Source organism: Paenibacillus sp. H1-7, from assembly GCF_022354825.1.
In the GTDB taxonomy this organism is placed as follows: domain Bacteria; phylum Bacillota; class Bacilli; order Paenibacillales; family NBRC-103111; genus Paenibacillus_S.
This window is the reverse complement of sequence record NZ_CP031168.1, coordinates 1,437,804-1,459,564: the sequence shown is the minus strand read 5'-3', so window position 1 is coordinate 1,459,564 and position 21,761 is coordinate 1,437,804. Positions and strand designations below refer to the sequence as shown.

At 50.8% G+C, this 21,761-nt stretch carries 23 protein-coding genes, 2 tRNA genes and 1 pseudogene; 8 read left to right on the top strand and 18 right to left on the bottom strand.

The features are described from left to right. Nucleotides 1-410: 410 nt before the first annotated feature. The 7 genes and pseudogenes from DVH26_RS37215 to DVH26_RS06630 form a co-directional block, all read right to left on the bottom strand. A pseudogene (locus DVH26_RS37215) lies at nucleotides 411-482 on the bottom strand (hypothetical protein); the annotation flags it as partial. A 23-nt stretch (nucleotides 483-505) separates the two neighbouring features. Beyond that, nucleotides 506-646, bottom strand: coding sequence for a hypothetical protein (locus tag DVH26_RS06650; RefSeq protein WP_239632471.1), 141 nt, complete (start codon nucleotides 644-646; stop codon nucleotides 506-508). An 87-nt stretch (nucleotides 647-733) separates the two neighbouring features. Beyond that, entirely contained in the window at nucleotides 734-916 is a 183-nt protein-coding gene (locus DVH26_RS37210) for a type II toxin-antitoxin system RelE/ParE family toxin (RefSeq protein ID WP_481857576.1), read from the bottom strand. A 236-nt stretch (nucleotides 917-1,152) separates the two neighbouring features. Next, nucleotides 1,153-1,223: transfer RNA gene (locus DVH26_RS06645), tRNA-Gly, on the bottom strand. 78 nt (nucleotides 1,224-1,301) lie between these two features. Continuing rightward, a complete protein-coding gene (locus DVH26_RS06640) occupies nucleotides 1,302-1,814 on the bottom strand; it encodes a DUF402 domain-containing protein (protein WP_239632468.1) in 513 nt (170 codons plus the stop codon). 143 nt (nucleotides 1,815-1,957) lie between these two features. After that, on the bottom strand, nucleotides 1,958-2,482 hold the full coding sequence (gene lepB, locus DVH26_RS06635) for a signal peptidase I (protein WP_239632466.1): 525 nt from the start codon (nucleotides 2,480-2,482) through the stop codon (nucleotides 1,958-1,960). A gap of 89 nt (nucleotides 2,483-2,571) precedes the next feature. After that, complete coding sequence (locus DVH26_RS06630) at nucleotides 2,572-3,054, bottom strand: hypothetical protein (protein ID WP_239632464.1); 483 nt, start codon at nucleotides 3,052-3,054, stop codon at nucleotides 2,572-2,574. A 158-nt stretch (nucleotides 3,055-3,212) separates the two neighbouring features. Here DVH26_RS06630 and DVH26_RS06625 point away from each other — a divergent pair, with 158 nt between their 5' ends. Next, a complete protein-coding gene (locus DVH26_RS06625) occupies nucleotides 3,213-4,133 on the top strand; it encodes an aldo/keto reductase (RefSeq protein WP_239632462.1) in 921 nt (306 codons plus the stop codon). 143 nt (nucleotides 4,134-4,276) lie between these two features. Further along, nucleotides 4,277-5,470, top strand: coding sequence for an MFS transporter (locus tag DVH26_RS06620; protein ID WP_239632460.1), 1,194 nt, complete (start codon nucleotides 4,277-4,279; stop codon nucleotides 5,468-5,470). A 72-nt stretch (nucleotides 5,471-5,542) separates the two neighbouring features. Here the strand turns inward: DVH26_RS06620 and DVH26_RS06615 are convergent, their stop codons facing one another. The 4 genes from DVH26_RS06615 to DVH26_RS06600 all read right to left on the bottom strand — a co-directional run bounded on the left by DVH26_RS06615 (nucleotide 5,543) and on the right by DVH26_RS06600 (nucleotide 9,395). Next, the gene (locus DVH26_RS06615; RefSeq protein ID WP_239632458.1) at nucleotides 5,543-7,225 is read right to left on the bottom strand and encodes a copper resistance CopC/CopD family protein; all 1,683 of its coding nucleotides are present in this window, start codon (nucleotides 7,223-7,225) and stop codon (nucleotides 5,543-5,545) included. Nucleotides 7,226-7,260: 35 nt separating this feature from the next. Next, the gene (locus DVH26_RS06610) at nucleotides 7,261-7,668 is read right to left on the bottom strand and encodes a DUF2203 domain-containing protein (RefSeq protein WP_239632456.1); all 408 of its coding nucleotides are present in this window, start codon (nucleotides 7,666-7,668) and stop codon (nucleotides 7,261-7,263) included. Nucleotides 7,669-7,701: 33 nt separating this feature from the next. Continuing rightward, nucleotides 7,702-8,265, bottom strand: coding sequence for a nickel-responsive transcriptional regulator NikR (nikR, locus tag DVH26_RS06605; RefSeq protein ID WP_239632454.1), 564 nt, complete (start codon nucleotides 8,263-8,265; stop codon nucleotides 7,702-7,704). A gap of 512 nt (nucleotides 8,266-8,777) precedes the next feature. Beyond that, nucleotides 8,778-9,395: a class I SAM-dependent methyltransferase gene (locus DVH26_RS06600; protein ID WP_239632452.1), complete on the bottom strand. Its 618-nt coding sequence runs from the start codon at nucleotides 9,393-9,395 to the stop codon at nucleotides 8,778-8,780. A gap of 165 nt (nucleotides 9,396-9,560) precedes the next feature. Here DVH26_RS06600 and DVH26_RS06595 point away from each other — a divergent pair, with 165 nt between their 5' ends. Continuing rightward, nucleotides 9,561-10,358: a DUF2935 domain-containing protein gene (locus DVH26_RS06595; RefSeq protein ID WP_239632451.1), complete on the top strand. Its 798-nt coding sequence runs from the start codon at nucleotides 9,561-9,563 to the stop codon at nucleotides 10,356-10,358. 109 nt (nucleotides 10,359-10,467) lie between these two features. Here DVH26_RS06595 and gluQRS read toward each other — a convergent pair whose 3' ends face one another. The 3 genes from gluQRS to DVH26_RS06580 all read right to left on the bottom strand — a co-directional run bounded on the left by gluQRS (nucleotide 10,468) and on the right by DVH26_RS06580 (nucleotide 11,970). Then, nucleotides 10,468-11,430 (bottom strand): tRNA glutamyl-Q(34) synthetase GluQRS, encoded by a 963-nt coding sequence (gene gluQRS, locus DVH26_RS06590; RefSeq protein WP_239632449.1) that lies wholly within the window; start codon nucleotides 11,428-11,430, stop codon nucleotides 10,468-10,470. Nucleotides 11,431-11,522: 92 nt separating this feature from the next. Then, a tRNA-Asp gene (locus DVH26_RS06585) sits at nucleotides 11,523-11,599 on the bottom strand. 176 nt (nucleotides 11,600-11,775) lie between these two features. Continuing rightward, nucleotides 11,776-11,970, bottom strand: coding sequence for a hypothetical protein (locus DVH26_RS06580; RefSeq protein ID WP_239632447.1), 195 nt, complete (start codon nucleotides 11,968-11,970; stop codon nucleotides 11,776-11,778). 507 nt (nucleotides 11,971-12,477) lie between these two features. Here DVH26_RS06580 and DVH26_RS06575 point away from each other — a divergent pair. After that, nucleotides 12,478-14,703 (top strand): ribonucleoside-diphosphate reductase subunit alpha, encoded by a 2,226-nt coding sequence (locus tag DVH26_RS06575; RefSeq protein WP_239632445.1) that lies wholly within the window; start codon nucleotides 12,478-12,480, stop codon nucleotides 14,701-14,703. Nucleotides 14,704-15,144: 441 nt separating this feature from the next. Next, on the top strand, nucleotides 15,145-16,185 hold the full coding sequence (locus DVH26_RS06570) for a ribonucleotide-diphosphate reductase subunit beta (protein WP_239632442.1): 1,041 nt from the start codon (nucleotides 15,145-15,147) through the stop codon (nucleotides 16,183-16,185). A 111-nt stretch (nucleotides 16,186-16,296) separates the two neighbouring features. Here the strand turns inward: DVH26_RS06570 and DVH26_RS06565 are convergent, their stop codons facing one another. Together DVH26_RS06565 and DVH26_RS06560 are read right to left on the bottom strand one after the other, a co-directional pair. After that, nucleotides 16,297-18,021: a diguanylate cyclase gene (locus DVH26_RS06565; RefSeq protein WP_239632440.1), complete on the bottom strand. Its 1,725-nt coding sequence runs from the start codon at nucleotides 18,019-18,021 to the stop codon at nucleotides 16,297-16,299. A 41-nt stretch (nucleotides 18,022-18,062) separates the two neighbouring features. After that, entirely contained in the window at nucleotides 18,063-18,443 is a 381-nt protein-coding gene (locus tag DVH26_RS06560; RefSeq protein WP_239632438.1) for a response regulator, read from the bottom strand. A 213-nt stretch (nucleotides 18,444-18,656) separates the two neighbouring features. Here DVH26_RS06560 and DVH26_RS06555 point away from each other — a divergent pair, with 213 nt between their 5' ends. Next, the gene (locus tag DVH26_RS06555; protein ID WP_239632436.1) at nucleotides 18,657-19,037 is read left to right on the top strand and encodes a hypothetical protein; all 381 of its coding nucleotides are present in this window, start codon (nucleotides 18,657-18,659) and stop codon (nucleotides 19,035-19,037) included. Between the two features lie 8 nt (nucleotides 19,038-19,045). Here DVH26_RS06555 and DVH26_RS06550 read toward each other — a convergent pair whose 3' ends face one another. Next, nucleotides 19,046-19,423 (bottom strand): gamma-glutamylcyclotransferase family protein, encoded by a 378-nt coding sequence (locus DVH26_RS06550; protein ID WP_239632434.1) that lies wholly within the window; start codon nucleotides 19,421-19,423, stop codon nucleotides 19,046-19,048. 141 nt (nucleotides 19,424-19,564) lie between these two features. Between DVH26_RS06550 and DVH26_RS06545 the strand changes: the two genes are divergently transcribed. Next, nucleotides 19,565-19,705 carry an N-acetylmuramoyl-L-alanine amidase gene (locus DVH26_RS06545; protein WP_239632432.1) on the top strand — a complete coding sequence of 47 codons (141 nt, stop codon included), beginning with the start codon at nucleotides 19,565-19,567 and terminating at the stop codon, nucleotides 19,703-19,705. Between the two features lie 451 nt (nucleotides 19,706-20,156). Further along, nucleotides 20,157-20,918, top strand: coding sequence for a sulfite exporter TauE/SafE family protein (locus tag DVH26_RS06540; protein ID WP_239632430.1), 762 nt, complete (start codon nucleotides 20,157-20,159; stop codon nucleotides 20,916-20,918). A 203-nt stretch (nucleotides 20,919-21,121) separates the two neighbouring features. Here DVH26_RS06540 and DVH26_RS06535 read toward each other — a convergent pair whose 3' ends face one another. Then, nucleotides 21,122-21,409, bottom strand: coding sequence for a CD3324 family protein (locus tag DVH26_RS06535; protein WP_239632427.1), 288 nt, complete (start codon nucleotides 21,407-21,409; stop codon nucleotides 21,122-21,124). Nucleotides 21,410-21,761: the final 352 nt, after the last annotated feature.

The following is a 21,761-nucleotide window of genomic DNA, read 5'->3' as shown; positions in this document are numbered from 1 at the left end:
GTCCATTGTTAATTGAATATATATTTTTAGTAAATTTGGGTATGTGGACCATGCACAATGCAAAAAAAAACGCCAATCGTTCCAAGTTGTAAGCTTGGTTTGATTGGTGTAAAAGTGACGGAAAAACGGTATGGACAGTAACGGCTATGTATACGTTATTCCACTTTTCTCAATGCAAATCCATCTTCTCTCCTTCCAAGAACAATGCACAAAGGGTGTTATCCACCAATTTTCCATTCCAAGTTGATGTTATCTTTATTATTAACAAAAAAAAGGAGAGCCGGTTCAGGCTCTCCATAGAGGGGTTATGATTTAGAAGGTGATGAAGTTCACGATAAATTAAGCATGCACGTATTGGGAAGCTGCCGCTTCTTCGAGACCGATCTTCAAGCCGAGCGCGAAGGCTACTTTCATGACTGTTTCCATGGATGGAACCGTGTGTGAATTTCCAAACGTGCAACTTGAGCTTGCGTAATTCCCGCGCGTTTTGCAACCTCGGCCTGAGTTAACCCGGTACTTTCCTTCTGCGGGTGATCTCGTTAACTAGTCTTGCCATCTGAGCTAAGACTTCCTTGTCGGTATCGTTGATAGCTGTCATATTCTTTTTTAATTCGCTGAAATCGATTGGACCTTGATAATTATCCATGTGAATCACCTCCTGTCGTTCAATTTCGGGATCGGAGTGGCCCCTGCGATGCCCTTCATCCGACCAAGAACTTCTTCCTTAAGGATTTCATTTTTTCCAATCATTCATTCTATCCAATGCCCGTTGCAATTCTAACTTGCTTGTCTGATTAGTGTTCTTGCGGAATTCCGTCAGCAAGATAATCTTTCCCTTCCAGAAGAAATAAGTGATACGGTGCCTTCCGGGTCTCAATTCAAAGAGTCCATTTTGGAGTGTCCTGGAATGGGGCATTCCGTCATGGAGTCACTCCATGCAATACAAGATGGATTGAAGTAGCTTCATTGAAGTATTGTCCCCATCTTCTGCTTTTTGGTTGAGGCTAATGATGAAATCCTTATAAAATAACAACTTTTTCCAATAAATTTAGCTGCATCATTCAATACGTCCTATTACATCGGGGGGTGAGCAGATTGCACTTAGCATAGATAAAAAAGAAAAACCCTTTATATAAAAGGGTTTTTCTCATAAGCGGGTGATGGGAATCGAACCCACGCCACCAGCTTGGGAAGCTGGAGTTCTGCCATTGAACTACACCCGCGCAAGCGCTTCCGCCGTTTCAGCGGATACTTCCCATTATATTCCTCTCCCCCGGCATTGTCCAGAGGAAAATCCCCTGTTACACCGGGATCAGCGGAATAAAACGCTCTAGCGTGCCGTCGAACGGGAACAGCTCGGCCGCAATCCGGCGCTGCAAGCTTTCCAGCTCTTCTCTGGCCCTGCGGATCAACTCGTCGGGGTAACCGAGCTGCACCGAATGAAGCGCAAATTCGTCCTCGTCGACCACTTTCCACTCTCCGTTTCTATAAATAAGATCCAGATCGAGATCGACAAACGAGACCACATCCCCGTTAGCCTTGGCCGGCTGGTTGATGTTGCAGTAATATTGCTTGATTTGGCCATCAATCACTTCCGCGCTGACCGTAAACCAGGACTGGAAGGAAAAGAACTCAATCGTCCAGTTGTTCATTGTAAATGTTTTGCCCCTGGTGTAATGCTTCAACTGCCGTCCGGCTTCGCTTAACACAAATAAATGCTCCCCGGTCCTCTCCAACAGCCGAGTGTTCCATTCATAGTGCAGACGATCCCCGTACTTCAAAGATTGGATCGTAAGTATTTGATTCGGCTCCATGCATCCCATCCTCGCAACTCGCTCTTAATAACGCCTTTCTTCTAACCAATCATACTGGTTCATTATACCAAAAAACACCCCCCGCGGTGCTCTTACCGGCAGGAAGTGCTTCGTTTATTCGCGCGGTCTGCGCATACCGTCTGTTAGTCCAAGCTGCCTATATGATTGAACGGGTAGTAGCGGAACAGTACTTTCCCGACAAGCTGGCTTTTGTCCACAAACGGCGTCGGCCATAGGTGGGAATCGAGACTATCGTTTCGGTTGTCTCCCAGGAAGAAATAGTTATCCTCAGGAACCGTTACAGGACCGAACGTGTAGCTCATCGGCTCTTGCACATAAGGCTCGTCTACCTTCTGCCCGTTGCGGATCAGCGTGCCGTCCTTGATTTCAATCGTATCTCCAGGCAACCCGATTAACCGCTTGACGAAGCGTTGATCGGCCTGATCCGGAAGAGGCGGGTAAAATACGACGACATCGCCGAATTGAAAATCGGTCAGCTTGACCATTTTCTCCACCAATATTTTATCTTCCAGCTGGATTGTAGGCAGCATCGAACCTGTCGGCACTTTCATGCCTTGCGCCACATAGGTATTGAACGTAAAGCTGACAACCACAGCGATTGCCAAGGTAGGGACCCACTCTTTGATCCACCGTTTCACTCGTTGCATCTCTTCAGCTCCTTTTGCCGTCTCTTTGTCCACTCTACACCAATTCGGCAAAAGAAAGATTAAAGCAACATAAAATTTTTACAATCCCGCTACTTGGCAGGCGCGGCTGCAGTTTTATTGTCAACCGTCAAATATTCTTTGGTTCTGCGACCATCGGCTTTCCATTCGACTTGGACCTGGTCCGTATCCTTCCAGCTTGCGACCTCGTTTATATTTTGCAGAGTGAAGGATGCTCCCGGTTTCATGACCGACGGTTCGGCTAGATCGTTTTTCTGGGTTTCCCCGTTTTTGCGGACAATGGTTACCGTTACTTCTTCGAGGTTCTCGTCCAGCTTATTTTCTATGACCACAACTTCCTGAAACTTGTTGTTCCCCTTGGGCGTATAGTTCAGCTTGACACGCCAATGAGGCGAATCGCCCTGGAGGGTCGTCGCAGTCATTGCCGCGGCATCGTTCGGCTTGGAATCAGCCGGATTCCCCGTATTCGCCGAATTGCCTTTATTGCAGGCAGTCAATGCCAAAGCCGCGATGATAAGGATGAGCACTGGCCCTCGCAAAAATAATTTCATCATACCGTAGTACCTCCTAAATTGCCTTATACCTAATTTGGTTCCGCTTGCCCTATTTTATTCCATCTTATAGTGAGAATTCAAATGGGCTCTTTTGACATCGTTGCGGTGTTATCGTTAATATGAAAGAGATAGGCAACCATTTCCGGGGAGGGATTCATGTGAAATACCGCAGATTAGGCAAAACGAATATGAAGGTTTCTGTGATCGGGGTCGGCACGTGGCAGTTCGGAGGAGAATGGGGTAAGGCGTTCACGCAGGAGGAAGCGGACGCGATACTCGATCAAGCCAAAGATTCCGGCATCAACTTGATCGACACGGCTGAATGCTATGGCGACCATACATCGGAATCCTTGATCGGGAACTATGTTGCACGCAACCGCCGCGAGGACTGGGTTATTGCCACGAAATTCGGGCATCATTTTCACGGTCATCAGGAGCGCACGCAGCATTGGTCGCCTCAGGAAGTGTTAAGCCAGCTGGAAGCGTCCTTGAAGGCTTTGAAAACCGACTATATCGATCTGTATCAGTTCCATTCGGGCTCGGACGAAGCGTTCGATCAGGACGAGCTGTGGACGCTGCTCGACAAACAGGTGCAAGCGGGCAAAATCCGCCATCTGGGCACATCGATCGGAAGCAACGATAACCTCCATCAGACCGCGGCTTCGACGAAAGTCAATTCCCAAGCGATTCAGGTCGTCTATAACCGTCTCGACCGCCGCCCTGAAGAGCGGGTTTTTCCTTCCTGCGAGGAGCAGGATTTGGGCGTATTGGCGCGCGTTCCGCTGGCGAGCGGCTATTTGAGCGGCAAATACAAGCCGGGCGCCGTATTCCCGGATAACGATGTGCGCAACCGCCACGACAAGGAGCAAACGATCGCCAAGCTGGAGGAAACGGCGCGCATCCGCGAGAACGAAGTGCCTGAAGGCATGGACATGGCTACGTGGGCGTTGGCCTGGTGCTTGAAGCATCCCGCCGTAACGTCGGTCATTCCGGGCTGCAAGAGCCCTGAGCAGGTCATCTCGAACGCAGCGGCGGCGGAATTTGTGTCCGACCTGCACAAGCAAAGCTGGAAAGAGTAGGCTTTAGGCAAAGCAAAAAAATCCATGTTTTTAGACAGAACCGTCCATGTTATTCGGTTGCAGGGTTGCGGTATGCTAGTTCGTGAACGCATCAAAGCGGGGTTCACCCATCACAGCCAGCTAAAGGAAAGGTCTTGAAACCGATGAAGCTTACGACACGAATTTACATGGACGCGGCTCTGCAAAATATGAAAAGCGTCAGTTTCTTTACTTTTCTCCAAGTACTTATCGCCCGTCTCGGAGCGAGCAATTTTGAAATCGCCTTATCGAACTCTCTTCCGCCTCTGTTCTGCGCATTGTCGTTGGCCTTTCTTACTCGACAGCTGCCTGTAACCAGAGGCGTTTTTCTCGTTAGCGGCTACGTCCGCCAGGCGGCCTTCCTCTGCATGGCTTTTGCCGCACTGCTGTCACATCCTATCCCGTTCCTGCTGTTTTTCTGGTGTATCAATGCCGTAGCCGTCATGATAACGGGAGCGCAGCAGCCGGCTATTATGCGCAAATGGGTCGCGCCGGACGAATTCCCCAAAATTTTTAGCAATAATAAAATTATCGGCATTGTGATCGTCACCTTCGGGAGCTTCGGCATCGGCTATTATTTGGACGCTTTCGACTGGATGTTTCCGAAAAACTACGTGTTCTCGATGCTCGTAGGCTGTCTCGCTACCTTCGCCGGCATGTCGCTCATCGCAGAGCTGGCACCGCGGGAAAAGAAGCCGATCCGCCTGACTTGGATGAAGCCGCTTCAGGAATGCGACCGAAAAACGTGGTGGATGGGACTGAACAATGTCGGGATCGCCATGGTCGCTCCGCTGTTCGTCATTTATCATGTCAACGTACTGAAGCTGACCAACTCGCAAATCGCCTATTTCGTCATCATCGCAGGTATCGTCTCGACGCTGCTGCTGCCTGTCGCCCGCCGCTGCATGGAACGGTTCGGCCTTCTTAAGGTGTACGGCACCGCGGTTATCGGGATGGCTCTGGCCGTGCTGCCTTACGGGTTTGTTCAATCGTTCTGGCTGCTTGTCGTCATCCAGGGCTGGGTCGGGTTTTGTCTGGCCGTTCATGAGGTTGCATCGCAGACGATCATGATGAACGAAGCCTCCAAGCATCGCAAGGAGATGGCTTACTTCTCCGATTTCCAGCTCGTCATGAATGCGGGGAACGCCGTAGGTGCGCTCATAGCCGGAGCCTTGATATCGTTCCTCCCGTTGTGGGGCTGCTTCATCATCATTGCCGTGAGCCGCGTCTTCTTCTATTTCACATACCGGGCGTCCAAGGAGACGGAAGCTCAAGAGCAGCCCGCCCCGCTGCAAGGAGCCAAATCGGCTAACGGATAAGCCTGGCCGTACAAATAGCAAAACCCCAGCCGGACATCTAATCAAAGTCCGATTGGGGTTATTTGTTATTCGCTAAAATACGCGAATTTGCTTTTTATATACTTTTTCATCGTCGTTGCTGTCCATGACGCGCACCTCGATATTCCAATACCCCGGGTACGGCAAATACGGTCCGCGCGCTTTGTACGTATGCTTTTTTAAGCCGCCGAAATTATCTTCTACGACGTTATCCTCCGTATAGACCAGCGGCACTTCTAGAGGCGCGATGTCCGGTGCTTTGTCATCCTGAAGCTTCAAAATAACCTGCTTCGGCTTGCCCAGCTTCTCCGGAAGCCATACTTTGACGGTAAAATCATTCACCCCAGGTGTAGTCGGAGAAATTTGCGTCGTCATATGGATCGTTTCGCCCATGTCGTGCCAGTTCAGCGGCGTATTGGCCGGAAGCGGCGTCATATAGGTGAATACCCCTACAATCCCGGCGATGAGCAGCGCCAGCAAGGCGTCGATTCGCAGCAGGCTCTTGGTGCTGTCCTCGCGTTTGCGGAACAACCATCGCAGTGTTCCTGCCGCCAGAACTACCAGGACGACAAGTCCGGATTTGACCAGCAGCAGCTTACCCCAATTCGTTTCCAGCACATATTCGATATTCGGCAAAAAGACGAAAGCCGTCAATATTCCTGACACTGTAAGCAGGACGATGGATGCAAAGGCTGCGCCGGAAAACCGCGGAAAGAAAGCTTTCCCCGCCGCTTTATCCGTACTCCACAAATAAAGCAGCATCAGCACGCCGCCTACCCATATCGCCGCAGCACCCAAGTGGATCACGTCAAGCAGAATAGTCTGCTTCAACGGCTGAAAGGCTGCCGCGTGACCGTTGAAGCTTTTGGTCAGCCAGATGAGAACGACCCACAGCAAATCCAATCCTATCGAACGGTGCAGCATAACGAAGCTAAGCAGCGACAGAGCAAGAGACGCCAGCCACACATACCCTATGCTGGTCTTTGTAATCGTAGTGATGAATGCGTCTGTTCCCCCGTCGCCGATAAGAGCAAACAAGTGCGTAAACATGAAGAATAGAAAGGCGAGTAAATAGCCCTGCTGCAGCTGGGTACCGCGCTCCCGGACTTTGGTCTCGGCGCTTGCGTTCAGACTGCTCTTGCCAAAACGCATCCACAGCAGCCACCCGGTAAACGCGAGCATAAAGATGTAATATAAAATCCGCGAAATATACTGCAAAATGTCTACAACGCCGAGACCGGTAGATAAACCAGAGCCCTGCGGATGCATATGCTCCATGATCGGCGACGATTCGACCGGCTGTTGACTTAAGCTTTGCCCGACCGCGAACAAGTACGTCCCTTCCACCGGATGGCCGTCCGCCGAGATGACATGATAAGTAACGATATAGCTTCCTTTGCCGAGCTGCGGCAGCTTCAGCTCTACACTCAAGCGATCGGCGCTCATCTGTGCCTTGTCGTTCGTGACCTGCTTCTTGCTGCTGTCAAACACCTTTATATAGAAGACGCCTTCTTCCAGTCTTTCGTTAAAAGTCAGGACGATCTTATCCGGCGGGTCCTTCAATTCATCGTTAGCGGCAGGAACCGACTGCAGCAAGCCCGCATGTGCCGATACTCCGTGCGGAAACACAGCTCCAATCATTCCGGCAAGCAAAATCAAGCAGCAGAGCAAACGAATGAACCATTGTCTCTGTATCCTATGTAGCCGACTCCCCTCGGCTGTGAACGTGTTACTCATGGACGTAAAATCCTCCTCAACATTACGGGGAGCAGCTACTCTCCCTTAATCCGCTTTCTGCCGGCAAAGCCGTCGTACAATCCGTGATAATGCTCTATGCTCGCTTCTCCCTGACGCCAGCACAGAAGCACTTCCTGCCCGTCCCGGATCGACGGAAAATCAACGAGTCCGCTGTCTATATCTTTTAATTGCACGCCCTTCAATTCAAAGCTCTGCAGTATCGTATTGCCTTCCACCTGCAAAAAATCCATTTCGCATTCCAGCGTAAAATAAGGATCTCCCTCTACGAGCATGCTGTTTTGCTTGTGAAAAGCTTTCAATTGGTACAGTTCCTCGTACTTGTCGCGGAACTGGCGCTTGATCTCCTGCAGCTTCTCCAATTCCTGTTTGACAACAGGGAGCATGGCGTTGGCTTCTTCCAATGTATAGTACGTTTTGCTCATGGATACCTCCGTTACCATCCGATCGATCGTATTTTATTTGCCGTTGGCGTTGTTGGCGTCAGCATCGTCAGCATGCCGATGCGAAGTTTCGTGCTGATGCTCATGCGTGTGTGAGTGAGGAAGCGAATGTGTATGCGTATGACCGTGATGATGGTCCGTATGATGGCCGTCTTGGCCGTTAACGTCGAAATGGGTAACGGATAGCTCGGCGTAGGCAACGCCTTTCAATACTTGAATGCGCTGCTGAAGCTCTCTTAACCGTTGAACGACTCCCCGGACGACGATAACCTCCAGACATTGCTGATGATTCAAATGAATATGAAGCGAAGAATTGATTTCCTGGTGATAGTCATGCTGCAGCTCCGTAAGCACGATAGGCAAATCGCTCACATGGTGGTCATACACCATCACGATCGTTCCTGCAGCATACTGCTCGGGACAAATCTGGGCCGGAGCCAGAAGCGCCTTCCTGACCAAGTCCCGAATCGCCTCGGAACGGTTGTCGTATCCTTGCTCCTCCAGCATGGCGTCGAACTGCTCTATTAACGATTGCGGCATCGAAATACCGAACCGGACAAGGGAATCTTTTTCAGTCATACTCGGTCCCCCTTCTTGTTTACAGGCATGGATCCCATTTGGCTTGCCGTAATCAATGTACTTTTCTTTAATGTAGCATACTCGGCAGACCCTAACCAAACTTTTCACCGTAATGTCAAACTCTCGGAGGGCAATCCAAGATTTATGTTTGCTTAATCAAGTTCGGTGGACGGATAGGAGCTGTCCCAAGCTTGTGTGCTGACTGATTTGGGGCCAATTCGAGCTGAAGGAAGGGACCTTCTATTAAACGTTCAAGAGACAGGAGAAAACGGCTTGTATCGTGGCTTACTCGGGACAGGAAGAAGAGACAGGCGGAGGAAGCGCAAATATTATGGATGCAGGGAGTCACATAGAGAAGGCAATGAGGGGCTTGATGTGCTCGAGGAGACTGCCTGCTGTCCCCTCAATCGCAGGAAGTGACAGCATTAGCATGGAGCAATAGGTTTCAAGTGCGCTACAGCTACAGGCATTCCACTGCATGGCCTATAGCTGTGGCACGTCCCGGTGCGGGCTTACTTAACCTTTCTCAAGTGTAGTGATTGAAAATGCGGCTTACCCGTTTCCAACGGAACCGTCTGAAAATATTCGATATCCATATGAACGCGGACAGCCTCCTGGACGGATTCGTCCGTATACATGCTGAACAGCCGCTTCGGCTCGCACCAGTCGTCCTCCCATATTTCTTCCGAGTCCTTGCCTCCGTACACCCCCATGTACAGCAATCCGTCTTCTTTCATTACTCTTTTGATTTCGTCGAGCACTTGACCCAGCTCCGCCTTCGGAACATGCAGCAGGCAGTTCAGGGCGTAGACGGCGTCGAAGGACCGGTCAGGAAATTGGAGGTTGTAAAAATCCATTACGGCCGCATCCAGCCCCTTGGCCTTGCAGTGCTTCACCATCTCTTCGGACAAATCGATGCAGGTGATGCTGAACCCTTCGGAACGGAAATATTCGCTGTCCTTTCCCGTCCCTACACCGATTTCCAGCACGGCCGTCTTCCCCTCCTCGCGCAGCTTGCTTATGAACCGCTCCCTCTCCTGCACCTTCCATTCGGCGGGAACCACAGCTGCTCTTTTCGCTGCATCCGCATCGTAAGCTTTGGCTAAGCTGGCTTTCGTTTCGTTGTTCATCCGATGATTCCTCCTCAACAGGTATATAAGAACATATATTCGCCATTTCTTTGAAGATTCCTTCCGAAGCTGCAATATCTGGGCAGCCCACTTTCGGTCTCTTGAGAAGGTATATATCCGTTTGCACCCTCATACTTTTACATTGAACATGGAGGAGGTATGTCTATGGTTCAGGATGCATTATTCGAGCACCGTTTTTGGCTGCAAATATTAGGAGACCACAGCAGCTTCATCTGGAACGCACTCTCTCCCAAGGAAACGCAATCTATTCAGACGGCACAGCAATTCAAGCAATCCTTCGACATATTGCTGGAGTATTCCCGGCGCTCGTTAACCGAAGGAGAGCTGACGACGCTGAATCAGCAGGCTCTTGCTCTAACCAATCAACTCCGGATGTTTACATTAGATTTGCTAAAACGAATGCTGGCCGGCAAACTTACCATTGGGCTGACGCCAACGTTTATGAATCATATGCTTAACGAGTTGGAGGAATATTTGCGCATTCTGAATGAACTGGTATCCGGAAGGCCTGTTCCTCGTTACGATGCCATTCATCACGACTTGCTATGGCTGTTGGATGCATCCGGTCATGCCGCCTCCATCTCAAGCAATTTGGATGCGGTCGAGAGCCGGTTGCTTGAAAAAAGTGCACAGTTCGAGATTCATTTTAATCAGTTTTATTTAAAAAGCATCGAGATGGCCGGTTATATGAGAACACAGCTGCAAGATTTCCCTGCTTTTCGGAAGTTCCACACGGACGTAAATATTGAAATGAAGCTTTTTGTGGCCTTTTTGCAGGAGCTTGAGGAACTGGAATTGTCAGCCGAAGTCCTTGACAGTTTAAGTCCGCTTATTCCTGACCATATGATGCGGGAGGAGTGTTACTATCTTACCAAGCTGGCCCAGCTTGGTTTAATTCCCGATCCGAATTGCGATCCGGCGAAGCCAAGAATCGAAGGCTAGCCTATTCACTTATTTTCATCGATACGAGCCAGAGCCAAGCCAAGAAGGACATACAAAATAGCCGTGGCGCAATTGCCGCGGCTCTTTTCTGTTTTGCCGGTGATAATGCTTACCCGACCGCAAGCAGACGCTGAACCTGATCGGTCGTCAATCCGTCGGCAGCCGTGCGGATGAGACCGAAGCACGGGATCAGCTCGCGGGCGGTTAACGGCTCCGGCCGGTCCGTCCAGCCCGCCAAATAGGCGAACGCGCCGACAAGCCGCTCGGGTGTGACTCCTGTGTCGCGCAGGGAAGCAAGAGTCAGCGCCTTATCGCGCTTGGACAACCGCTGGCCGCTTGCATCGACCAGCAGCGGGACATGGGCGAAACTCGGCGCCTTCAGCCCGAGGGCTTCGTACAGCGCAAGCTGCCTTGGCGTCGAGTCCAGCAGGTCGGCTCCACGCAGCACGTCGGTGATGCCCATGGCGGCATCGTCGACCGTCACGGCAAGCTGGTAGCTGAACATGCCGTCCGCGCGTTTGACGACAAAGTCGCTAAGCGCATCTCCTGCATAAGTATGCGGTCCCGCGAGCACATCATGGAAGCCAATCGCATGAGTCGGCATGATGAACCGGAGGGCGGGCGTCTTCTTCGCTGCCCTCGCCTGCCGCTCCTCCGGCGAGAGCGAGCGGCAGCCGCCGTGGTATGCGGCGCCTTCCGATGCCAGGCCGTGCGGGGCGTTGCCTATCGAAGCGAGCTCGCTTCGGCTGCAATAGCACGGGTACAGCCGCCCTGCACTGTGCAGCGTATCCAGCGCTTCCCGGTACAAGTGCTGCCGCAGGCTCTGCTCATAAGGCGCGCAGCTCCCGACGATCCGTGGACCTTCATCCCAGTCGATGCCGAACCACAGCAAATCGTCCTGCAGCTTCTCGGCATACTCGGGACGCGAGCGGGCTATATCTATATCCTCGATTCGCAGCACGAATTCGCCGCCGGCTTGCCGCATTTGCAGCCATGAAGCCAGGGCGGTGAACGCATTGCCGATATGCATCAATCCGGATGGTGTTGGGGCAAATCTTCCTCGTCGAGTCATCCTCACACGCTCCTTAAAGAATACAAAAAGAGCAGACAATAGATCTGCTCGTGTTCTCCAAGTATATGAAAGATATTCCGAATGGGCATAAATGGCGGAGCCGACGGGATTCGAACCCGCGGTCTCCTGCGTGACAGGCAGGCATGTTAGGCCTCTACACCACGGCTCCACACTTAAAATGTTTGTGTTTAATACACAAGGATAATAATACCACGATGATAAGACATCTGACAAGCCATATTCTCTCATATCAGTTTTTTTATGGCTTTATCTCTAATTAGGCTCGTGATGCCTGTTTGAAACTCGGTTTCAAGTAAATACGGCTACAAGTCCCCCATTTCTTCTTCATCGTCTATGATAACAAATTGCTCTAACTTCCAACTCCGTACCCTTGGCATGATCCATATAGCTCTGAATTTCTTGCCCGCGGATTACACCTTCAATAAGGGGAGTCATTCCAACCACATGGCGAACTCCGTTGATTTCAAAAATAGATTGCAACTCCAGCACCCCATCGATATCCAAAAAAATGACCTTCATGATTCATCCTCCTCTCGCTCTATCCCCTAGTAACCCGCCTATTATCTAAAATAATATCACTACTCAGCACAAATTGGGTATAAAGAACCATTTTCGCAAAGCAATCAAAAGTGATCCGTTGAGGAGCGAACGAAGCCTGAAGCCCGGGAAGCCCCGTGTACCTTGCTTACATTATATTTCAACGCTAAAAATGGTCCGAATCTCGTTCGCTGACGTGCGTTTTGTCGAATAATTAATAGATTGACAGACACCATATATTGAGTTAAATTCAATTTACATCTCCAAAGACAACTAGATCTTGTGGACACATGATTTCCATATGACATTATTCGCGGATTTCTGATATGATAGACATTACGGCTTGCGCCGCAGTAATTCGACGAACCGATGAACAACCATAGAGCATACTTCAACGGACGGCATGCGCTCGACACATTCGAGCAGGCCTGCATGCTTCTTCAATGTGCTTTTATTTCCCATCTTTTCTTATAAAGGAGCAGGTTTTAGATGATTATCGTAAAGAGAGACGGAACCAAGGAAGAGCTTGTTTTTTCCAAAATGAAAAAGGTTATCGATTTCGCTTGCGAAACGTACCCGGAGTGCGATCCGCTGGAGCTGGAAACCGCATTGCTGCCGCTGTTCCGCAACGGAATTTCCACTAAAGAAATTCAACGTCTGCTGATCCAGGTTGCTGTGGAGAAGACAAGCGTGGAGCAACCGAACTGGCAGTACGTCGCTGCAAAGCTGCTCAGCTACGATTTGTATAAGGAAGCCCGCACGAACCGCAAATACGGACATTTCGGCTACGGCGACCTGTACTCTCTTATCACTTACTTGACGGATATGGGGCTTTACGGCAAATACATAGTAGAGCATTACTCCAAAGAAGAAATTCAAGAGCTGGGTGCTTATATTAAACCGGAACGCGACTATCTGTTAAATTATATCGGACTCAAGACCTTATCCGACCGTTATTTGATCCGCGGCCTGGATAAGGAAGTGCTCGAGCTGCCTCAAGAGCTGTTCATGGGTGTCGCCATGCATTTGGCGATGAAGGAAGAGGACAAGCTGAAATGGGCCAAGCAATTCTACGATGTGCTGAGCAGCCTGGAAATGACCGTTGCTACGCCTACGCTGGCCAATGCCCGCAAGCCGCTTCACCAGCTGTCGAGCTGCTTCATCGATACGGTGCCTGATAACCTGTGGGGCATCTACAATGTAGACCAAAGCTTCGCTCAAGTTTCCAAGCACGGCGGCGGCATGGGCATTTATGTCGGCAAGGTCCGCAGCCGCGGATCCAATATTCGCGGATACAAAGGCGTTGCCGGCGGAGTCGTGCCATGGATTAAAAACTATAACAATACTGCTATCGCCGTTGACCAGCTGGGCGTTCGCTCCGGTGCGGTAGCCGTATACTTGGATGTATGGCATAAAGACATTCTCGATTTCCTCAACCTGAAGACGAACAACGGCGACGACCGGATGAAAGCCCACGATATTTTCCCTGGCGTATGCATTCCGGATCTGTTCATGAAAACCGTAGAAGAAAGAGGAACGTGGTATTTGTTCGATCCTCATGAAGTGCGCAAAGCAAAAGGCTACTCCATCGAGGACAGCTGGGGCGAAGAATGGGAGCGCCGCTACTGGGAGTGCGTGAACGACGACAAAATTTCCAAAGAGGAAATTCCGGCGATCGATATTATGAAGCGCATCATGACAAGCTCGTTCGAAACCGGTACGCCGTTCCTGTTCTTCCGCGATACGGTGAACCGCGCCAACCCGAACAAGCATGCGGGCATGGTCTACTGCTCCAACCTGTGCACGGAAATTTGCCAGAACATGAGCCCGACCGAGCTGATCCAAACTCACCATGAGGACGGCATTATTACCAACCAGGTGAAGAGCGGCGATTTCGTCGTGTGCAACCTGTCTTCCACCAACCTGGGACGCGTGTATACGAAAGAAGACATCGAGCGCGTAGTAACAACCCAAATGCGCATGATGGACAACGTAATCGATCTGAACTACTATCCGATTCCGCAAGCGGAAATTACGAATAAAAAGTATCGCGCTGTCGGCCTCGGCTCCAGCGGTTATCATCAAATGCTCGCCCAGCTGAAAATTCAATGGGAGTCCGATGAGCATGTAGCCAAAGCCGATGAGGTTTATGAGTGGATGAACTTCTATGCAATCAAAGCCTCCATGGAAATTGCGAAGGAAAAAGGCGCATTCAAGCTGTTCGAGGGCAGCGAATGGCAGACCGGCGCTTACTTCGAAGCGCGCGGCTACAACAGCCCGGAATGGCTGGAGCTGAAAGAGCAGGTAGCCAAGCATGGCGTCCGCAACGGCTGGATGTTCGCCATCGCTCCTACCGCTTCCACTTCGCTCATCGCAGGCTCTACGGCGGGGATCGATCCTATCTTCAACAAGTTTTTCGTGGAAGAGAAGAAAAATGCGGTGATCCCGCAAACCGCTCCGAATCTGAATGCCGAGACGATGTGGTTCTACAAGGAAGCTCACCGTATCGACCAGCATTGGAGCATCAAAGCGGCAGGCGCCCGCCAGCGCCATATCGACCAGGCTCAATCGTTCAACCTGTATATTACGCCAGAGCTGTCTGCGAAAGAGTTCCTGGAGCTGTACATGGCGGCTTGGAAGAACGGCTTGAAAACCGTTTACTACGTGCGGAACAAAAGCCTTGAAGTGGAAGATTGCGTAAGCTGCTCGGCATAATCACATCATTTTTTAACCATGATAATGAAGTACTTATATAGGGATTCTGTCTTTGTCAGCAAAGCTGAATCAAGGGTTGGGCAGGAGCGAAGCAATCTGTCTGAGGGTTCGGTTTTTAGGGGCAGCAGCATAAGCGATCTGCCCCTCTTCTCGCGCTCACCCTCAAGACGTTAAGCGTGCAGGTGCCCCTTCTCATTTGCCGGAGCAAATGAGTCAAGCACTTGCGTAAGCGCCCAGCTCCACTAACCTGACACTGAACGAACCATCGCATCAAACGTGAAGCGTGTGCCCCGGATACAAAGCGAAGGCTATAAGCCGGAGCCGATATCCGGGGCACGTAAGCGCTCAGAACCGAAAACAAGTAACTCCCACAGATAAGGGGGTCCAGGGGGCAAAGCCCCATGAGGCCCCCTTGCAGGGGGATTTAGGGGGTAGCCTTCCATGGATCAATTGCAAAAGAAAAAACTGTTTAACGAACACGGTGACCGTGACTGGGGCAAACGCCGCATGATCGGCGGCAATACGACGAACCTGATCGAGCTGAACAACGTGAAGTACGATTGGGCTACGAAAATGTACCGTACTATGATGAACAACTTCTGGATTCCGGAAGAAATTCCGCTGGCTCAAGACGCGAAGGACTACAAGTTCCTGTCGCCGGAGGAGCGCCAAAGCTACGACAAAATCATCAGCTTCCTTATCTTCCTGGACTCGCTCCAAACGGCCAACCTGCCAAACATTAACGAGTACATCACGGCTCCCGAAGTGAACCTGTGCCTGACCGTGCAAACGTTCCAGGAAGCGGTGCACAGCCAAAGCTACTCTTACATTTTGGATAGCGTCGTATCCGCCGAGGTCCGCGACGATATTTACAATCAATGGCGCGAGGACAAGCATTTGCTTCGCCGCAACCGGTTCATTACCGACTTGTACGAGAACTTCATCGAGGATCCTTCTACGCCGAACCTGATGAAGACGATCATGGCCAACTATATTCTGGAAGGCATTTACTTCTACAGCGGCTTCAGCTTCTTCTACGCCTTGGGACGTCAAGGCAAAATGCTCGGAACCGTATCCGAGATTAAATATATCCAGCGCGACGAGCTGACTCATCTGGCGTTGTTCCAAAATATTTTCCGGGAAATCCGCAAGGAAAATCCGGAAGTCTTCACGGATGAGCTCATTGAAGAGCTTCGCCAAATGATGAAGACGGCGGTGCAGCATGAAGTCGAATGGGGCCAATACATTACGAACAACAATATCAACGGCCTCAGCAACGAAATTATCGAACAGTACATCAAATATTTGTCCAACGAGCGTCTGAGAAAGCTTGGTCTCGATATTTTGTATCCGGAGATCGTCGATCATCCGATGAAATGGGTCGAGACGTTCAGCAACATGAACAGCATGAAAACCGACTTCTTCGAGCAAAAAGTAACCAACTACAGCAAATCGTCCAACATGAACTGGGACGATCTGTAAGAAGCATACGAGCAGGGTACCCCCAACTCCAAGTTTAGTACTGTGGGGTAACCCTGCTCCGCATATAGCAAGACCCCCTGATTCCCATCGGAACAGGGGGTCTTGCTCATTTTAGGTCAGCTGAAGCAGCTGCTTCACTTTAAACTCCAGTTCAACCATCGAAAACGGCTTATGCATAAACGTGTCGACTCCTAGTGCATGGCCTCTCGACAAGTCGTCGTCCCGATTGCGTCCGGACAGCATCAAAATGTTCAGGTCGGAAGGCTTGCCCACCTCTCGGTGCAATTTTTCCAGCATATCCAGGCCATCCAAATTCGGCATCACTCCGTCCAATATACACAGATGAACCTGCTGCTCCGTAATCAAACGGAACGCTTCCTCGCCGTCTTCGGCTTCAAGGAACGTTACCGGCAAATGCTGCAGCTTGGAAACGAGAATCGAGCGCAGGATCCGGTCGTCATCGGCGATCAGCACCGTGAGGTTCCGCTCCGCCGTATCTGCCGGCGTACTCTCGCTTTGATCCATCTCTTGAGCGTACAGGAGCACCCGGTTGCGGCCGCTCTGTTTGGCTGCATACATCGCGTCATCCGCGCGCTTGATCCAATCCTCAACCGTCAAGCCTTCCTTCCATCCGGTCACCCCGGCCGAGAACGTAATATAGAAAGGCTGCCCCTCAAACTGCGCTACAGGCTCCGTCTGGGCAAGCTGCAATATCGCATCGATCGATTTGACCGCATCCTGCTCCGTGCTGCCGGGCAGCACGACGACGAATTCTTCGCCGCCGAAGCGCGCGATCAAGTCGGTGGACCGGACATGCTTTTGCAGCAGGTGGGCAAGTCCCTGCAGCACCAAATCGCCGACATGGTGGCCGTACGTGTCGTTGATTTTTTTGAACCGGTCAATATCTATAAACACCATTGAGATCGGGGCCGGATAACGGCGGGTCCGCTGCAGCTCCACCTGAATCTGATGATCGAAAAACCGCCGGTTATAAATCCCCGTCAACGGGTCGCGAAAAGCCATTTGTTCAAAATTTTTCGTTCGTTTCAGCAGGCTGTAAATGCGGGCGCTCAATTCTTCATATTGGAACGGCTTCGTAACGAAATCGTCGGCTCCCAAATAGAAGCAGCGTACCTTGTCCTGAAGATCATTTCTGCCTGAAAGCACCACTAACGGGATCCATTTCAGGGTCGGGTCTTCCTTCACGAATTCGAACAGCTCGTACCCCGACTGCGGATGCATCATGAGGTCCAGTGTAATAAGATCGTAGTTATGCTCGCGAAGCAGCCTCTGTCCTGTCTCCACATCCGCTGCGTCGTCAACGTCATAGCCCTCCAGCTTCAGCCTGCGGACGAGATAAGCGCGAAGCACCTCGTCGTCATCAATAATCAGCAGCCGGCTTCCCGACGAGGCAAGCGTTTGCTTCCCGTACTGCTCCTGATGCTCGTCCAGCTCCAGCTCCTGCTGATACAGCTCGAGCTCCCGCTTCAGCTGGCTTATGGAAGGCGTTCCTTCCAGTGCCGACCGGTAAAACCGGGATGCCGTATGCTCCGCTGTCCATACGCCGGATACCTGCGTCCATTCCCAGTCCTTTACCAGCTTTTCGGCCACCGCTCCGATCCGTGTAAACTCGAACATCGGTGCGCTTCCTTTTATCGTATGCACAATCCGGTAGATCCGGTTTGCCGTGTCGAGCAAGCGATCCGTCTGTTCTTCCGCCAGCAGCCCGCTCAGCTCCGTCAGCTGCTTTCGCAGCTCTTCCACATAGCGCTTACGCCCCTCCTTCATCAGTCTGGCTTCCTTTTGCAAGCGATCCTCAGGTGTTAATTGACGCAAACCTTTCACTTCCAGTCGTTTCAATATATAAAGAAGTTCGATTATTGCCCTTCTTCTATCAGCTTCTGAACCGTATCCACCAGCTGGAGCGGACTGAACGGCTTCACGATATAGGTGCTGACACCGGCAGCCTTCGCCCGCTCGCGGTCTTTTTCCAGCGCTTTGGCCGTCAACAGAATCACCGGAACCTGCCGATTCGGATTATCGTGATTTCGCAGCCATTCGCATACTTCCACCCCGGTCAATTCCGGCATCATATAGTCAAGAATAATCAGATCGTAACGTTGGTTTTGAATTTCATTCAGCGCCTCTTTGCCGTCTTCCGCCTCCGTAATGTCGTATCCTTCATCGGATAACGTTTCCGTTAGTAAAAATCGCAGCGCCATCTCATCGTCGGCTAATAAAACACGGTAGTTGGCCATCGTAGTATTCTCCTTAAGTCCGTTGACAATTTGCTCCATTATACCATTTTCCGACCTCATTCGGTGGAAAATTTGATCCCAAGCCTGTGGCAAAATCAAAAACGATGATTTATCCGCACAAGGAACTATGTTACAATAAATCCGTTCATCATCTTTAGATAATATTTAGAAAAGTTAGTCATTTAGAACTATGGAAAGGCGATGAAAGCTTCCTTGGATAATTTAGACCCTATCATAAAAAAAGTGTCGAAACACGTTTCCTTCGGTCAGCCTGTTGCTGCCGGTTCGGTGATCAACCAAAGAATTTCCGATCCGCGAATCCCCATCTCGGCCTGTTATATGACGATGAAGCTGCACAATAAAGAGGATATTTGCTATTATGAGGCATGGCTGCAAAAAGACGGGCTGTTCGCCGTTACCGAAGCCTGGTACAAAGAGACGACCGTCCGGCGCAACCTGCTGCACGCTGACTTAACGTATGAACAGCTGCAGGAAGTGTATGGGGTTGAGGACGTTCAAGCCGTCGTTTCCCGGATGATCGAAATTATAAAAAAATCGGAGCAGGACGATTGGAGCCGATCTAGGAGAGCTTAACCGCCAGGTTAGCTCTTCTTCTTTACATAGACGCGCCATGAGCCTTCACGTATCGGAGCGCATCCACGAGAGTCGTTCCATACATAGATCCAGCCTTCCCGCTCCGGCCTCAGAGCATCACGGACCCATACCCGTTCGTAGTCGTTCGACTGGCCCGGTCCGTAGTATTCCTCCAACGCATCGAGATGAACGAGCGCTTCGTCATCCAACTGAAACCACTCGCCTTCAATACGCTCTTCCCCTTCCAGGACAAGCCCGGGATAAGGTCCGAAATCATAGAGCCTGCCGCAAACCGCTCCCGGCTCCACATGGCGCAAATACGGAGCGGCGATATGATGATTGACCTCGCCCGTCAGCAAGGTGCCATATACAAAGACGCAAATCATCCGCTTCACCTCCCTTTACCAGCTGCTGAACACCACGGCCGCCGTGGCCGGCAGCCGGCATCGTGCATAGGATACACTACATCAAGCATTTGCTACAGCTTGTACCAAACCATCATACCATCCCGAAGGGAGATGCTCCGAATGTTAAGTCCGGAAGACGCTAACAAAATCATTTTGTTTTTATCCGCCGCCTACGGCTGTACCGATTCGGAAGAAGCTCAAGCCGAGTTTCATCGTTTGGCCAATGAGCTTCGCAAAGCATCCGGTCAACCGGAGGAATAAGAGCCGCTTCGGCTTGAAGGAAGCCGGGGGCTTGTCGAGTAAACATAGCTTGAATTCATCTTCAAGCTCCGTTGAGGTATCCCTCTCTGGAAGCTATTGAGATTTTCAATGGCGGGTACTTCAGGGTTAACCGGTTTTGTCGACAGCCTGTACCGGCTTCACGGAAGCCGTTTTTTTTGTGGGCAAGGCTTGTCCAAATTCAGTCCGGCTTTCGCTTAATTCAGCTTTCTGACGCCATTTCCTCCTGCGTAACGCTTCCGCGGGTTATTTGGCGTTGTTCCCGGCACGAATCCATCTATGAATGTGATTCACCTATGGTCATTCGCCCTCATATAGTAGTTCTGGAAAAAAATATGGCAAAATCCAAAAACACATATTGCCGATAATCTTACTTGGTTTTATAATAAAGCAAATAGACTTTCAGAGCATACGAATGCATGGGGTGGAATACATGGACTGGAGCATTGCTATTATGGGGCTGTTCGTCGGCCTTCTTGTCGGGTTAACCGGTGTTGGAGGAGCGGCATTGCTGACGCCTCTTCTCGTGTTGTTAGGAATTCAGCCGACCGTTGCCGTTGCCACCGATTTATTTTATAACTCTGTAACGAAGCTGTTCGGGAGTTTTCAGCATTACCGTCAAAAGACGATCAACTTTACGTTGACCAAATATTTAGCCTTCGGCAGTATCCCGAGCGCCGTAGCGGCTATTTTGCTGCTTGAGCTGTATCCGCCGCTGCATAGCATTCAAGAGACAATCGTGAAGCATACGCTCGGCATCGTCCTTATCATCGTAGCCATTTTGAGCATCGCCAAGCAATGGATCGGACGGCTCGACAGCAACCGCTGGCAGGAGAAGCCGATGGAGGAGAAACGATGGATGACGATCGGCATCGGCATCCTGCTAGGCTTTATCGTCGGGCTGACCTCAATCGGCTCGGGGTCGCTTTTTGCACTGGCGATGATGTTCTTCTTCCGCTTGGGAGCCGCCGAGCTGGTCGGCACGGATATCGCCCATGCGTTCCTTCTGGTAAGCGCAGCGGGCCTGATGCATGCCGGCTTCGGGAACATCGATTACGGCTTGGCCTTTAATCTGCTGGCCGGTTCCATTCCCGGCGTCCTCGTCGGCAGCGGATTATCCGCGAAGCTGCCCGCCAAACCGCTGCGGACGATTATGGCCGCCATCATCTTAATCAGCGGCTTCAAGCTGATCTGATCCCGGCGTCCGGACGGCGACTCCCTCCTGCTAGAGCCTGGAACGCACGGCACGTACGCAATACAGCGACCTTGGGCTGTCGCCGATGCATAGGGTATGGGCGGTCCATCTGACCCGGCGGAAAAGAAAAAAACCTCCAGCGAGGTTTTTTCATAGCGGATCGACCGCTCGTTTATATGGAACCCATGTACCGCCCCCTCAGCTTAAAGCTGACGGGCAACGGCTACACGGGTTTTTACGATAATTTTGCGAATGCTGTCCTCGGACAGATGGTATTGTTGAATCAGCTCGTGAACGCTCGAACCGTTCTCGTAGAGCCGATATATTTCGTGATTGCGCCGCTGGATCGTTAACCGTGTACCGTTATTTTCACCCCAGCCTGCGCGGGTTTGTTCCTTCTTCGGGATATAGATAATCTCGCCCTGGATGTAGTCCTGCAGCTGCTTAAGCAGGCTAGGGGGAAGAATATCCTTTCCGTTTTTGTAACCCATCGATGAAATCCTCCTTCCGTGCATTAGTTGCAAGCGCCGCCGTGAAAGAGATAAGCATTTTCATCTTTACACCTCCTAAGAGTTTTAACGTTAGGGTCATCCATGAAAACAAAAAAACACGATCTACCGACTCGTGCCTGGGTGCCATACTATATGTCATGGTTCATGTCAATGACGTCAGGTGAGGGTGGGAAAATGCTTATTCAGTTCAGCCAAAACCCTTTATTAGTTGTTGTGCTCATCGAAGCCACTCCTTTCGTCTAAGTGTCATGATCCAATTACTTCCTAATTGATTATACCTTATGTTAGCTCATCGTGTCTATTCGTGATTTTTGAAAAGTAGAGGGAGGCT